A 15,397-nucleotide genomic window follows, 5' to 3' on the forward strand; every position below is an offset into this window, starting at 1 on the left:
CCTTTTATGCTTAGAAAAATAAATTTGACTGAAAAGTTCAGCCTTATCAATGAGACTTGGTCCCCCAAAATAGCAGGCCAAGTCAATGACTGTCATGTTAAGTTGGCCAAGATAAAGGGCGAGTTTGTTTGGCATTCCCATGAAAGTCAGGATGAGATGTTCTTGGTGGTCTCCGGTGAGATGGAGCTTCAGACCAGGGACCGGAGCCTGATCCTGACCAGTGGTGAGTTTGTCATTGTTCCCAAGGGGGTGGAACATCGTCCCGTGGCTCTTGAAGAAACCTGTATCATGTTGTTTGAGCCGCTTGAAACCGTGAATACCGGAGATGTGGAAGACTCTCACACCCAAAAGGATCTTGAGTGGATCTGAGCCTCGGTGCTGGAAAATTCAGGCAGGCCGGGCTCAATGAACAGCGACGGGTCTGATCAGTCTTTATCCTTGTTTCTTTTTTGAACGGCCCGGTCAAAATCCACCACTTTTCCGTCTGTTTTTTGGTCAGCGCGGGCAGGGTCCACCTGGGCCGCCATGCGTAGGTTTTCAAGCAGCATGGCCTCCAGATGACTGGCCAGGGAACTCCCTTTTTTTTGGCGTAAAATCCAGAGAATGCCTTCCAGCCGCTCCCGCATCAAAGGGGATATGGGGCTTGGGTCAAATGGCGGCAGGCTGAGGTAATCCCTTTTGGAGCGCCCCCTTTCCCAGATAAGCAGGTCCAGGCAGGCGCTGACGGCATGGTGAAAAACCCTGGCAAAACGTTTGCCCATGGGATGGTTGGTGCGGCTGAGCCAAAGCGCGGTCTCCAGGTAGCTGCGTTCGGAGTTGGTGAGAGCTTCAGGTGACTTGTCCGGCAGATGAATCCAGGCTATCTGGCGCTCTTGCATGACTCTTCTCCAGGTTTGAATTCGGGGTGCTGAACCTCGCTAAAATCCACTATTTTCGGATACTCCGAAGCCTTTCACCTGACTATGCATTATCTTGGAGCCTCTGCTGGCAAGTGGCAAAGACACCGTGTTTTTTCCTAAGTTTTTAAAGATGCGGCCCCTAAAATTAACTTTTTGATTGTTTCTCGACTAAATTAGGCCAAATTATTTTTCCGGGCACACCCCTAGGCGCCAAGGCCCATGATCTAAGAATAACCACCTTAGAAGGGTTTGTCGGGTCTTTTCCTGTAAGTCAAAACAATTGAATGGGGCTTTTAATGGTTTTTAAGCCGACTAAAATACTATAGAATATATAGCCTGAAATATGCATTTTGCAAAATGCTTGTAAAAAGTAACCCGCCCCTGTTGTTCATTGCTTGCCAAATCTTGTAACTTGGTGATTTTGAAAAATAAAAATAGAAGGAAGGGAAAGGGGAATTTATTCTATTTTACCCTACTAAAAACATGGAAAGACTTGCAAAATAAATAGTAATGACTACTATTAATATTATTGTCGCCACTGCGCCCCACAGGGCAACCCAAACAAAAGGAGCCGAAGCATGTCATTGGACGAATCCAAACTCAAAAAAAAGGCCAAGAAGGCCTTGAATCCCAAAGAAGTAACGGTGGATGTGGCCACCCAGCAGATGCTGGAAAAGGCCCAGCATGATGGAGTGGAAACTATTTTTGACCGGGCCGTGACCATGAAGGCCTGCAACATTGGCGCACAAGGCACCTGCTGCAAGGTCTGCTCCCAGGGGCCTTGCCGATTGCCTTTGCCCAAGGGCGGAATTGAAGGGGACGACACCAGAAAAGGGCTTTGCGGAGCAACGCCCGAAACGATCGCGGCCCGTAACTTCGCCCGTATGGTGGCGGTTGGTTCCGCTGCCCACGGCGACCACGGCCGCGGCGTGGTCGAGACCTTTATAGCCATGGCCAACCGGGAAACAGAGGACTATTCGGTTCATGACACTGAAAAACTCATGGAAGTGGCTCAGTACCTCAATGTTCCCACCACCATCATGGTTGAGGGTGAAGACGGGGTGAAGCGGCCCGAGATGCGCGAAACCTACGAACTGGCGAGGGATGTGGGCCAAAAGGCCCTGGCCCAATGGACCAGTCAGGAGGGCGAAATCCTCTCCGCCCTGCAGGCCCCTCCGGCCAGGCTGGAGGTGTGGCGGGACCTGGACGTAGTGCCCAGGGGTATTGACCGGGAGATCGTGGAACTTTTACACCGCACCCATATGGGGGTGGACCAGGACTACAGAAACCTGGTCAAGCAGTGTTCCAGAGCGGCCCTGGCCGATGGTTGGGGCGGGTCCATGCTGGCCACGGACCTGCAGGACATCATGTTCGGCACTCCCTACCCCATGCAGGGCGAGATCAACCTGGGCGTTTTGAAGGAAGACCATGTGAACATACTGGTTCACGGTCACGAGCCTCTTCTTTCCGAGATGATTGTCGTGGCCTCCCAAGAGCCGGAGATGCTTGAATACGCCAAACAAAAGGGAGCCAAAGGCATTCTTCTGGCCGGTATGTGCTGCACGGCCAATGAGATACTGGTGCGTCACGGCCTGCCGACCGCGGGCAACTACCTGCAACAGGAGCTGGCTATTGTCACCGGAGCAGTGGAAGCCATGGTGGTGGATGTACAGTGCATCATGGAAAACATCGCCAATGTGGCCGAGTGCTACCACACCAAGATCATAACCACCAATCCCAGGGCCATGATAGAAAGCGGCAATACTACTCATATTGAGTTTGACGAGCATTCCGCCCTGGAGGACGCCCGTAAAATCGTGCGTCAGGCAGTGGAAAATTTCCCCAACCGAAGGCCGGGGGTGATGATCCCCAATGCCAAGGAGCCCATGGTGGCCGGTTTTTCCAAGGAGGCCATCAAGTACCACCTGGGCGGCGCTTTCAGAGGTTCTTATACGCCTTTGAACGACAATATCATAAACGGCCGCATTCGCGGCATCGCAGGCGTGGTCGGGTGCAACAATGCCCGCACAATGCATGACAGCGGCCATCTGACAGTTATCAAGGAACTTTTAAAACAGGATGTTATCGTACTTTCCACCGGCTGCTCGGCCATGGCCTGCGGTAAGGCGGGGCTCTTGGCCCCGGAGTCGGCCAAGGTCTACTGCGGACCCGGACTGGCCGAGGTCTGCGAGACGGTGGGCATCCCGCCGGTTCTGCATATGGGAGCCTGTGTGGATAACAGCCGCATCCTCATGGCCGCCACCGAGGTGGTCAAAGCCGGAGGCCTGGGCAAGGATATAAGCGAGCTGCCCGCGGCCGGAAGCGCACCTGAGTGGATGAGCGAAAAGGCGATTGCCATTGGCCATTACTTTGTAGCCAGCGGGGTTTACACTGTCTTTGGCAACGGGCTTCCGGTGACCGGGTCACCTAAGTTCCAGAAGTTCTTGTTTGAGGAGCTCGAGAATCTCTATGGCGGCAAATGGGACCTTGAGCTTGACCCCTATGCCCACGCCCGCAAAATGATTGAGCACATCAACAAAAAGCGGGCCGCCCTGGGCCTTGACAAAGGCAAGGAAAGGGTGCTGGTGGACATGGCGGCCAGAAGGGAGCTTGACGCAGCCTGATCCGCTTTGTTTCTTTAATCTAAACCGGTTAGGATTCCGCCTGTTCCCGAGGGAGCAGGCGGTTTTCTATTGGGCTTGCTTCAGGTGTGCTATGCTGAATAAAAACAAGGGATGGATCAATGCCTTTTGTAAAAATATTAAGGGTGCTGGTGGTCCTTATATTGCTGGGCTGTGTGGGGCTTTACGGGGCTGATTACCTGGGAGCCGACCGGTTTGAGCAAAGACACCAGGATCTTCTCAAGTCCATGCACCATATGGCAGATCAAACCGCGACTGAGCAATATAAAAGGACTGATCTGGCCGACCTGCCGCCTTTAGTGAGACAGTATCTTGAAAAGGCGGCGCCTTTAGATCAACCAAAGGCCGAGCTGACAAGAGTCTGGCAAAAAGGACGTATAAAAACCACCGAGGATTCTTCCTGGAGTGATTTCGAGGCCAGAGAGCACATAACCCTTTCCACCAGACAAATGGTATGGGCCGCAAAGGCAGATCTGGCCCCCCTGACCAAACTCTATATCCTCACCAGTAAATTGACGGATTCCGCTCGGGTGGATTCCTGGCTCTGGGGCCTTTTGGAGGTCTCGGATAGAAAAGGCCAGGTGATCAGGGCTTATCTCATGCTCCGCTGGCTGGCAGAGGCGGTGTGGCATCCGCATGCCCTTTTACCCGGACCTGATCTCAAGTGGGAGCGCACGGTTAAAAAAATAGGTAGCGGCAGGGCGGCCAGGGTGAGCTTGACCCAGGATGGGATCACGGTCAGTGGAACCTTTCTTTTTGCCGCCTCTAAAGGGGCGCCTTTCTTTTTCCTGGCTGATCCGGGCCCGTTTGCCGAACTCAGGATTCGTCGCTTTTTCTGCCGCTATTCCGATTGGCGCAAAGAACAAGGCACTTACATACCCTTTCGCATGGAACAGGGCACCAGGTACATGGTGTCAGACAGATCCATGCTCGAGATAGAACTCCTCAAGCTGGAAAAACCCTGATTATTCGTGATGTTGGGTGGTAAGCAACGGAATTGTCCGCATACATCCATGATTCACCCTTCTTAGGCCGCGGGTTTTTAAAATCGGTTTCAATATCCTTATTACCTGTTAACATTATTATTAACGGTTTGTTTTGGCTGCTTTATCATTATAGGTTTTCAAGGCGTCAAACTTTCATCTGATTTCATGGATATGGATTTCATGGAAGGCCCGGCCTGTGGCAGCGGAAAAAGTGGTTTTAGTACGGCTATTTCATACAAGGTTTTTTCTCCTTTTGCAGCCATAACTGCAGGCAGGGTTGATTATCCGTTTTGTCTGGTCCCGTAAATGTGCTTTCTGGTGATGGGTTTTGGAGATTGCTAAACAAAAAGTAAAAAAACGATCAGTTAATCTGTTCCGGTTTCGAGTTGACGCGGAATTTGTCCTGCCCGCTGTTCATTGGCATTGCATGAAAAAGAACATCATCTCTTTCCTTCGGCCTTCCACGAGCAAAATCTTGGCTTAAAACCAGGAACCTTCAGATCTGTATCCGCTCCGTGGGCAGACTGACCAAGTCAGTTTCAAAGTAGAACGCCTTGGTTTTATGCAGAGGGTCGGGATTTAAAAAAACCGCCAATGGTTTCAGGTGGCCTTGTTGCTTTTGCGGTTCTGTCATCATTAGACCATGCCGACTTAAGTCTTGGATCATGAGGTACTGATTAGTCATGACACAACAAGCTTAAATAAATATTAAAATCGGAGATTGGCGCCTCAAGGCAATACTAATGCATGGGAAGACAGGGATCAGCTGATGGATGCAAAAAACGCTGTTAAGGGAGGATTGAAACCGGGGAGGGAAAGGCAACACGATTATCTTACCCAATCGCTGCCGATAAGCGTATTTGAGGCGGATTCCGAAGGTAACCTGGTATATGTCAATCCCCATGGGCTTAAGCAATTCGGATACTCGCAAAAGGATTATGCTCAAGGTCTTATGGCTTCCGACCTGATCTCTCCCCCTGATCGCAACAGGGCCGTGACGAGCATGAGCCTCGTGCTTAAAGAAAACAGACCTCATCATTCCGAATATATTTTCATTAGGAAAGACAACTCGGTTTTTCCAGGCATTTTTCATTGTACGCATGCTGTTAAAGAAGACAAGGCAACCGGCCTTGTTGGGACGATCATTGATATCACAGAGCAAAGACAGGCTGAGGAGGCGCTTAGAAAAACCGAAGAAAAGATGCGAGGTGTCATCCAGGCTGCGCCGGTGGGTTTGGGGGTGGTCTCCGATCGTTTTTTTGTGGAGGTCAATGATCACCTGTGCGATATGACCGGCTATACCAAGGAGGAGCTTATTGGGGAAGACGCAAAAATATTATACGCTTCGGATGATGAATATGAAGAAGTCGGACGGGAGATTTACGGACAGCTGCAAGAACACGGGACAGGCAGCCTCGAGGTCCGGTGTAAGAGAAAAGATGGTGAAGTCTTTAATACGGTGCTGGGAGTAACACCGATTGATCCGTCCGACCTTTCAGCAGGTATAACCTTTACCGCTTTTGACATCACCGAGCGCATACGGACCGAGGAAGCCCTGGAAAAACGTATCATGGCGCTGACTCAGCCGCTGGACAAAGCCGAGGATATCCTTTTTGAAGATCTTTTTAACTTAGACGATATTCAGCGCCTTCAGGATGAGTTCGCCAGAGCCACAGGCACGGCCTCGCTGATAACGCATCCCGACGGCACGCCCATCACAAAACCCGGCAACTTCACACACCTTTGCGAAAACATAATTAGGAAAACGGAAACAGGCCGAATCAACTGCCAAATTTCTGATGCCGCCATTGGTAAACATGATCCTCGGGGCCCAATTGTTCAACCGTGCTTAAGCGCGGGCCTTTGGAACGCAGGTGCCAGCATTACCGTCGGCGGCAAGCACATTGCCAACTGGCTTATTGGGCAGGTGCGGGATGAAACCCAGACCGAGGATAACATGCGTGAATACGCCCGGAAGATCGAAGCTGACGAGGAGAGCTTCATAAAGGCCTTCCGGGAAGTCCCTTCCATGTCACAAGAGCATTTCATGTTTATTGCCCAAACCCTTTTCAATATTGCAGGCCAACTCTCCACCACGGCTTATCATAACGTTCAGCAGGCTCGTTTCATATTTGAGCGGAAGCGGGCCGAAAAAGAGAATGAAAAATTGCAGACTCAACTGCGGCAAGCGGAAAAAATGGAAGCCGTCGGAACTCTTGCAGGTGGAATTGCTCATGATTTCAATAATTTATTACAGGCCATCATAAGCTCCACCCAGTTTATCCTTCTGGATGTTGACAAAGGTTCCTCCATGTATCCCAAGTTGCGGGATATTTTATCTGTGAGTGAAAGAGCAAGGGAGCTGATTCAGCAGCTGCTTTTTTTCAGCCGCAAGCTGGAAACGCAAACCAAAAAAGTCAACCTTAACCGGATGATTGAGCAGACAATGGTGCTTCTGGAGCGAACCATACCCAAAATGATCGAGATCCGGGCGCACCTTGACCGGGAGTTATGGCCGGTCAATGCCGATCCTGTGCAAATTGAGCAGATATTGCTGAATCTGGGCTCCAATGCGGCGGACAGTATGTCTGACGGCGGCAAGTTCATAATAGAAACCAAAAATATAATTGTGGACGAGGAATTCATAAATAGCCATTTTGAAGCAAATTCCGGCGCCCATGTCTTGCTCACTGTCTCCGATACCGGGCACGGCATGGATCAGGAGACAATAGACCATGTTTTTGAACCTTTTTTTACAACCAAAGAAGTAGGCAAGGGGACAGGGCTTGGATTGGCTTCTGCTTACGGCATTGTTAAAAATCATGGCGGGTTCATGACTTGCTATAGTGAAGTCGGCCAAGGCACCGTATTTAAAATTTACCTGCCGGCAAGCGAACAGGTGACATCCGAGGCCGAGCCAAGTGAAAAAATAAAGGATATGGGCGGTGGGGAAACCACGGGAGGAACCGAGACTCTTCTCCTGGTGGATGATGAAGAAGCGATAAGGGGAATGGTTTCGGGATTACTGGAAAGGTTTGGTTATACGGTCCTGACCGCATCCAGTGCAGAACAAGCCGTGGAAACTTATGTAAACAGGTCGCATGAAATAGACCTGGTGATCATGGATATAGGTATGCCGGGGATGGGTGGTCATCTGGGGGTAAAGGAAATCATTCAGTTCGACCCCAAGGCCAAGGTCATTATCGCCAGTGGCTATTCCATCAACAGCCAGGCCCAAAAAACCATGGAGGCAGGAGCCTTGGGATACGTCGGCAAGCCATACCGTCTGGCTGATTTATTGGATAAGATCCGAACTGTTTTTGATAGATAATTCTGAAATTGAAGATTCAAGTAATATGCCCCGGCAGGTCTCCTTTAAGGCTGTCTATGGTGGGTTTTTGGCCCGGACGCCCTTACTTGTAGTCCATAGCCCTTCTCAGTGCCGCCTTTTCAGGTAAGTATGATTATCTTTATTCTCTTCCTTTAAAATTTAAATCAATCCTTCTTAAGCTTGTCCTTGCCAAAAAGGGGCCTGCGTGGTTATGCTGACCAGATTGATGGATGAGAGGGGTTTAATGGCAGGTGAGGAAAAAATAGGGCGAGGTGTGTCCTGGACCCTGGCTTCGGTTCTGATGTATGCGATCATGAACGGGGCGGCCAAGGTCGGCAGCGGCCACCTTTCAATCTGGCAGATCGGCCTTACCCGTTACCTGTTCGGGGGGGTGATCCTTCTGGCGGCGGCAAGGCTCTTCGGGCTTTCCCTTTGGGGCAGCCATCTGATCCTGCAATTGATAAGGGCCGGAGCCAGTGTGGCCGCTTTTCTTTTGATGGTCCTGGCCTTTGGCCGCATACCCATATCTGAGGCCATGGTGCTTTTTTACACCTGGCCCGCCTTTACCTGTCTGCTCTCCGCTTCAGTGGTGGGAGAACCGGCCGGACCCAAGGAATGGTCTCTGGTGGTTGTCGCCTTTATCGGTGCGGCGGTGATCCTGTGGCCTCAGGGCGATATCTCGCCCCTTGACTGGGGGCATATGATGGCCTTGACCGCCGCCTTGCTGGCCAGTCTGGCCATGATTCTTGTGCGGCGTCTTTGCAGGGACAACAACCCCATATCAATCTATTTTTACCTTTGCCTGGTGGGCAGTCTGGTTTGCCTGGCACCCTGGTTGCAGAATGGGCTCACGAATTCGGTTTCTTTTTGGCCGGATTCCCGGCTTGGCATAACCGTATTGGCGGTAATGGTTCTGCCCTCGGTTTTGTCACATCTTTTTGTAAACAAGGGTTTTGAAGTGTTGCGCGCCTCCAGGGTGGGGGTGCTGATGATTCTGGAATTGCCTTTGTTGGCTTTTTTCGGGGTGTTTTTTTTGAAGGAGCCACTGACCCTGAAGCTGGTCTTGGGCACTTTTTTGATTCTTGCCAGCAGCATGACCTTGAATCTGGAGAAAAAAGACCGGCAGGTTGCTTGTGATAAGCAAAACTGAATGACTTCAAGCAGGTTTTCGATGTTTCAATTTTGGGGTGAGCACCTGTTAAAAAACTTTTGATCTTTTTTACATTCGTCTGATAAAGCTCATTTGAAAATAGCATAGTTTTGAAAGGTATATTTAGGGGGAGTGTAGGGATAAGATAATAAAAAGTATAAAGATAATTATAACTTTAAAGAAAAATATAAGCTTACTAATCGTGTATAAATTGGAATTTTAATACACAACTTACTAATTTTACGTGGAATGCAATAGTCAAAATAGCTGATTGCTCCATATGTTACAGCTTTTCCAACCTGATTTCTTTGAACTGATATGCCTTTTCGCTGAGTGAAAAAATAACTTGCTCAAGTCGATAGGTTTTGATAAAAGTTTCAGAGTCCGATCTTGGCGACATGAATTAGTAAAATTATGGAATGAAAAACAGAATAAAAAGACTGTTTTTTGCGAAAAATTCTGTTTTTGGAAAATATTTGAATCACTCGTCACTCGTTGTCTTGCATTTTTGAGGGGCAAAACGAGTAGCGATGGGATTTCTATTATTGTAACTCTATAAAATAACAATAAAAACATATTAATCTAAGGGTAATGACATGCCTTTTGTTTTGGTAAACGGCCGAGTCCTGACCGGCGATGGTGAAGTATTTGATTCAGCCTGTGTGGTGGTGGAAAAAGACAGGATCATGGATGTGCTGACTGACAGAGAGGCGCTTTCACCGGACTGGAAACAGTTAGATGCATCGAACCATACCATAATGCCCGGACTGATCGACAGTCATGTGCATATGTGTCTGAACGGATCGGCCGACCCCCTTAATCTGGCCAGCAAAATGAACCTGCCCGCTTTGACGCTCCTGGCCGCATCTCAGGCGGAAAAAACCCTGAAGGCCGGCATAACCACGGTTCGCGATCTCGGCGGAGTGGATGGAGTGGACCTGGCCGTCAGAGACGCCATAAACAAGGGCGAGATAAAAGGCCCCAGAATGCTGGTCAGCGGCAAGCCCCTTTGCATAACCGGCGGTCATGGCTGGTTGATGGGGCGCGAGGCCGATGGTGCGGATGATTTCCGCAAGGCCGCCAGGGAGCAGCTCAAGGCGGGCGCGGATGTGGTGAAGATCATCTCCACCGGCGGAGTTTTGACCTTGGGGGTGGAGCCGGGCAGCGCCCAGGCCTGCCTGGAAGAGCAGAAAGCCGCGGTGGAAGAGGCTCACAAGGCAGGACGTAAGACCGCCAGCCATGCCCAGGGAACCCAGGGAATTCTGAACTCGCTCAAGGCGGGCATTGATTCCATTGAACACGGGTTTTTCTTGAATGACGAATCAATAGAGCTAATGAGGACAAACAAGGTGTATTTGGTCCCCACCATAGCGGCCCTTACCTTTATTGCGGATAAGGGCGTGGAGTCCGGCATACCGGCTCCTTTTGTGGAAAAGGCCAGAAATGTGCGGGAGGCTCATAAAAAGAGCATCCAAAGGGCTAAGGAGTCCGGTGTTCCAATTGCAATGGGCACCGATGCCGGGACTCCTTTCAACCTGCACGGAGAAAATGCCTTTGAGTTGAAATTAATGGTGGATTATGGGTTTACGGCCCATGAGGCGATTATCGCAGCCACCAGTCAGGCCGCCCGGCTTTTGGGTCAGGAGGGAGACTTGGGAGTCGTGGCCAAGGGTAAACAGGCTGATCTTTTGCTGGTGAAGGGCGATCCCCTTAAAGATGTGGAGCTGCTTTCCCGTTCGGAAAACATCACCACGGTTTTTAAGGCCGGGGAACCTGTCCGCTGAAGATCTTTATAATCCAGAGGACTTGAGGAGGTTATGTCATGTTGAAAGGTTTCAGACGGTTCGGATTCGCCATGGCCTTGGCGGTTTTGGCCGCCACGATGATGATTTTTACGGCTCCGGTGGAGGCCAAGGCGCAGATCAACACCCTCACCATAGGCATCGGAGTGGATGCAGACACTTTTAATCCCCAGGAGCAGACCACCACTCTGTTCCAAAATATGTGTGACCTGATCTATGACAACCTTTTCTTCCAGGAACCGGACGGAAATTTGGTGCCCAGGCTGGCCACGGGCTACGAGGTCTCCAAAGACGGTTTGACCTGGACCATCAAGCTCCGAAAGGGAGTGAAATACACCGACGGCACGCCTTTTAACGCCCAGGCCATGAAGGTCACCTTTGACCGCATCTTGAATCCCAAGCTCAGGGTGCCTTTGAGGTTCGCGGTTTCCATGGTCAAGTCCTGCGACGTGGTCGATGATTACACCATCAAGCTGAATTTGAAATACCCCTTCGCCCCCTTGGCTCCCACCCTTTCCATGGCCCTGGTGACTGCCATGAGCCCGACCGCCATTAAAAAATACGGCGAAGACGTGCGTCAGCATCCGGTTGGGGCCGGTCCCTATGTTTTGACTGAATGGGTGAAGGGCGACCGTATCGTAATGGTCCGCAATAAGGATTATTACGGGAAAAAACCCACCGTGGAAAAGATCGTCTGGAAAGTGGTGCCCGAAGTCTCAACCAGGGAAGCCATGCTCAGGTCCGGTGAGATCGATGTCTGCTATAAGCCCTCTCCGGCCAATGTGGCGGCCCTGGATGCGGATTCCAACCTCAAAGTGGACGCTCCCTTGGACACCAGGACCATCTTCATGGGGCTCAACTGCCAGAAGGGCATAACCAAGAACAAGCTGGTGCGTCAGGCCTTTAACTATGCGGTGGATAAAAGAGCCATCGTGAAAAAGATCCTCTTTGGCACTGCCCAGGCCATGGACGGTCCCTGCTCTCCCATTTTGTTCGGCTATAAGAAAATGGCCAATCAGTATGACTATGACCCTGAAAAGGCCAAGGCGCTTTTGAAAAAAGCGGGCTTTGACTTCAACCAGGTGGTCAAGATGCGCACCCCCAATGGCCGCTATCTCTTTGACAAGCAGGTCAGCGAGACGGTGCAGGCCTTTTTGCAGGCCATCGGCGTTAAGGTGGAATTGCGCACCTATGACTGGCCCACCTATGTGGCCGGCCTTTTGAAGCCCATTGAGGAAAGTGAACTGGAAGTCTTCCTCCTGGGATGGGGCCCCTTGTTCCTGGATGCGGATATGGCGCTTTACGGTCAGTTCACCTGCGCGGTGAACCCTCCCAAGGGCCTGGGTTCGGCATTTTACTGCAATGCCGAGTATGACAAGATCATGCTGGCTTCGCGCAGGGAAATGGACCCCAAAAAGCGGAAGGCTCTTTTATTCAAGGCTTCGGATATGGTCTGGGATGACTGCCCCTGGATCTGGCTTCATGTGGAAAAATTCGTGCTGGCCTACAAGAACAATATCAAGGGTATGGTGGTCACCCCTACTGAGAAGTTCTATCCCACCTATATCACTATGCAGTAATTTTTTTACCTGTTGATTTCGCCGGGGGCGATCCCTTGCCCTCGGCGAATGGCGGGAAAAACGGTTCCGGGCCGGGCTTTGCCCGGACCCGGGGCAGTTGCTTTTAAGTGGATAACTCTATCCTTTAGCAGGCCTTTTGAATAAAAAGGTGACAGTGCGATTGGTTCAGCCATGCTGCAATATATTACCAAACGTCTTTTATTTATTATTCCGGTGCTTTTAGGCATCTCTATTCTGCTTTTTTTTATGCTGCGCATGTTGCCCGGCGACCCGGCCCAGGTCTTGGCGGGGCAGATGGCCTCTCCGGAGGATATCCAGCAGATAAGGGTCCAATTGGGGCTGGATAAATCTGTTTTAGTGCAATACGGGCTCTTTCTCGGCAGGCTCGTTAAGCTTGACCTCGGCAGGTCGGCCCGCACCCAGAACCCTGTCAGTCAGGAGATATGGGCCAGGTTGCCGAACACTCTGCTGTTAAGTGTGGTGGCTATTTTTCTCGCCTGCCTCTTCGGCATACCGGCCGGGGTGATCTCCGCGGTAAAACCCTATTCCTGGCTGGATTATTGTGTCACTGCCATTGCCTTGTTCGGTATTTCCATGCCGGTTTTCTGGTTGGGCCTGATGCTTGTGGTGGTTTTTTCCATCTGGCTGCATTGGCTGCCTGCCGGTGGAGTCGGCACCTGGAAGCATGTGGTTTTGCCTGCGGTCACCTTAAGCGCCTTTGTGGTGGCCTTTATTGCCCGCATGACCAGGGCAACCATGCTGGAGGTGCTCTCTCAGGATTACACCACCACCGCCCGCTCCAAGGGCCTGAAGGAAACGGTGATAGTGGTTAAGCATGCATTGAGAAACGCCCTTATCCCCATCATCACCGTGGTGGGGCTTCAGTTTGGCCTGCTCCTGGGTGGAGCGGTGTTGACCGAGACGGTCTTTGCCTGGCCCGGCCTGGGGCGCTTGATCGTTGATTCCATTCTGGCCAGGGATTACCCCATGATTCAGGGCGCGATCCTCACTTTCGGCCTTTTATATGTAATGGTCAACCTGGTGGTGGACCTGCTTTACGCCTATGTGGACCCGAGGATTCGCTATGAGTGAGAAAAGTATTGAAATAGAACGCCAGATTGAAATAAGCGTTCCGCCGCAACAGACCGGACTGGCCCGGAGCTGGAGCAAACTCAAACGGAACAAGGCTGCCCTTTTGGGTGGAGCCATGCTGCTTCTGTTTGTTTTTACAGCTATTTTTGCCCCGTTGCTCTTCCCGGGCAATCCTTCGGCCCCCAACCTGATAAAGGCCCTGGAGCCGCCGAGCGCCCAATACTGGCTTGGAACTGATGAGTTGGGCAGGTCTATTTTAGGGCGCATTATCTACGGCACCCGGATTTCCCTTATGATCGCCGTGGGAGTGGTCATGGTGGGGCTTTTGGTGGGGATTCCCTTCGGCCTGATCTCGGGTTATTACGGAGGCAAGATAGATTTCGCCATCCAAAGGGTGACGGATATGCTTTTGGCCTTTCCCGGTTTTCTCCTGGCCCTTTCCCTGGTGGCCATCCTGGGAGTGGGCATAGAGAACACGGTGATATCCATCGGCATAAGCATGATCCCCATTTATATACGCCTGGTAAGGGGATGCGTGTTGACCGTGCGGGAGCAGACCTATGTGGAGGCGGCCAAGGCAGTGGGAACCAGGGATCACAAGATTCTTTTCAGACATATTCTGCCGAATGTAATGGTTCCCATAACCGTGCAGACTAGTCTGGGCATGGGCTCGGCCATACTCTTTGCCGCAGGGCTTGGTTTTTTGGGGATCGGCGTACAGCCGCCCACCCCGGAATGGGGGGCTATGCTGGGGTCGGGGAGAAATTACCTTTTTAACGCGCCCCATGTGGCCACTTTTCCCGGACTGGCCATTTTCATGGCTGTTTTGGGATTCAATCTTTTTGGTGATGGTCTGCGCGACGCCCTGGATCCGAGGTTCAAACTGTGATGAATGAAAATAAACCCATTTTGGAAATAAAAAATCTGCACACCTGCTTCCACACAATGGACGGAGTGGTGAATGCGGTGGACGGGGTTGATTTCAAGGTCATGCCCGGTGAGATCCTGGGGCTTGTGGGGGAGAGCGGTTGCGGAAAGAGTGTGACCGCCATGAGTATTTTACGGCTTTTGCGCTGCCCCCCGGCCGAGATAAAGGGAGAGGTGCTGTTTGAAGGCCAGAACCTTTTGAAATTGGATAAGGACAGCATAAGAAAAATCAGGGGAAATGCCATCTCCATGATTTTTCAGGAGCCCATGACTGCCTTGAATCCGGTTTTGACTGTGGGTGAGCAGATTGCCGAGTCTGTCAGGCTGCATGAAGGCCTTTCCCAGCAAAAGGCCTGGGAAAAGGCGGTGAGGATGCTCACCAGGGTGCAGATTTCCGAGCCAGAGGCCCGGGCCGCTGAATACCCCCATAAACTTTCCGGCGGCATGCGGCAAAGGGCCATGATCGCCATGGCCCTGGCCTTGAATCCCAGGCTTCTTTTTGCCGACGAGCCCACTACTGCCCTGGATGTAACGATCCAGGCCCAGATCATGGAATTGATGCTCAAGCTGCAAAAGGAGACAGGCTCCTCCATAGTGCTTATCACCCATGACCTGGGGCTTATAGCCGAGACCGTTCAAAGGGTGGTGGTTATGTATGGCGGCAAGGTGGTTGAAGAGGCCCTTGTAAAGGATCTATTCTATGAACCCTTGCATCCCTATACCCAAGGCCTTTTGGGCTCTGTACCGGTGATTGGCCGCAAGGCAACTATGGGACGCAACCTTGATGAGATACCGGGCATGGTTCCCCATCCCCTGGCCATGCCCAAGGGATGCACCTTTAACCCCCGTTGCAAAAAGGCCATGGATATCTGCCGCCGGGAAAAGCCGCCCATGGTTAAACCTGCGCCCGGGCGACGGGTGGCCTGTTGGCTGCACACCGGCAAAGAGGAGATGAACTCTGTTACATCCGGGCAGGGGGGTAAGTGAA

Annotated in this window: 11 protein-coding genes; 10 read left to right on the plus strand and 1 reads right to left on the minus strand. The window is 51.4% G+C overall.

Features of this window, described 5'->3' with window-relative positions; all coding sequences use genetic code 11:
* Positions 1 to 6 precede the first annotated feature (6 nt).
* Positions 7 to 369, plus strand: a complete 363-nt coding sequence (locus tag X474_RS10270; protein ID WP_044348687.1) for a cupin domain-containing protein — start codon at positions 7 to 9, stop codon at positions 367 to 369.
* Positions 370 to 425: 56 nt separating this feature from the next.
* On the opposite strand, the gene X474_RS10275 is transcribed toward X474_RS10270, so the two are convergent.
* Complete coding sequence (locus tag X474_RS10275) at positions 426 to 878, minus strand: hypothetical protein (protein ID WP_044348688.1); 453 nt, start codon at positions 876 to 878, stop codon at positions 426 to 428.
* Between the two features lie 599 nt (positions 879 to 1,477).
* Between X474_RS10275 and cooS the strand changes: the two genes are divergently transcribed.
* The 9 genes from cooS (at position 1,478) to X474_RS10320 (ending at position 15,396) form a co-directional block, all read left to right on the plus strand.
* Positions 1,478 to 3,523: an anaerobic carbon-monoxide dehydrogenase catalytic subunit gene (cooS, locus tag X474_RS10280; RefSeq protein WP_044348689.1), complete on the plus strand. Its 2,046-nt coding sequence runs from the start codon at positions 1,478 to 1,480 to the stop codon at positions 3,521 to 3,523.
* Between the two features lie 119 nt (positions 3,524 to 3,642).
* Positions 3,643 to 4,506, plus strand: a complete 864-nt coding sequence (locus X474_RS10285; protein WP_044348690.1) for a DUF6544 family protein — start codon at positions 3,643 to 3,645, stop codon at positions 4,504 to 4,506.
* Between the two features lie 790 nt (positions 4,507 to 5,296).
* On the plus strand, positions 5,297 to 7,858 hold the full coding sequence (locus tag X474_RS10290; RefSeq protein WP_052515080.1) for a PocR ligand-binding domain-containing protein: 2,562 nt from the start codon (positions 5,297 to 5,299) through the stop codon (positions 7,856 to 7,858).
* 211 nt (positions 7,859 to 8,069) lie between these two features.
* Positions 8,070 to 9,008, plus strand: coding sequence for a DMT family transporter (locus X474_RS10295; protein ID WP_044348691.1), 939 nt, complete (start codon positions 8,070 to 8,072; stop codon positions 9,006 to 9,008).
* 596 nt (positions 9,009 to 9,604) lie between these two features.
* Entirely contained in the window at positions 9,605 to 10,792 is a 1,188-nt protein-coding gene (locus tag X474_RS10300; protein WP_044348692.1) for a metal-dependent hydrolase family protein, read from the plus strand.
* Positions 10,793 to 10,830: 38 nt separating this feature from the next.
* Complete coding sequence (locus X474_RS10305) at positions 10,831 to 12,390, plus strand: ABC transporter substrate-binding protein (protein ID WP_052515081.1); 1,560 nt, start codon at positions 10,831 to 10,833, stop codon at positions 12,388 to 12,390.
* 171 nt (positions 12,391 to 12,561) lie between these two features.
* On the plus strand, positions 12,562 to 13,482 hold the full coding sequence (nikB, locus tag X474_RS10310) for a nickel ABC transporter permease (protein ID WP_044348693.1): 921 nt from the start codon (positions 12,562 to 12,564) through the stop codon (positions 13,480 to 13,482).
* Positions 13,475 to 14,371, plus strand: a complete 897-nt coding sequence (locus X474_RS10315) for an ABC transporter permease (protein WP_052515082.1) — start codon at positions 13,475 to 13,477, stop codon at positions 14,369 to 14,371. The genes nikB and X474_RS10315 overlap by 8 nt, the downstream gene beginning before the upstream one ends.
* Positions 14,371 to 15,396 (plus strand): ABC transporter ATP-binding protein, encoded by a 1,026-nt coding sequence (locus X474_RS10320; RefSeq protein WP_044348694.1) that lies wholly within the window; start codon positions 14,371 to 14,373, stop codon positions 15,394 to 15,396. Before X474_RS10315 ends, X474_RS10320 begins: the two co-directional genes overlap by 1 nt.
* Position 15,397: the final 1 nt, after the last annotated feature.

The sequence above is a fragment of the Dethiosulfatarculus sandiegensis genome (assembly GCF_000931935.2).
Classification (GTDB): domain Bacteria; phylum Desulfobacterota; class Desulfarculia; order Desulfarculales; family Desulfarculaceae; genus Dethiosulfatarculus; species Dethiosulfatarculus sandiegensis.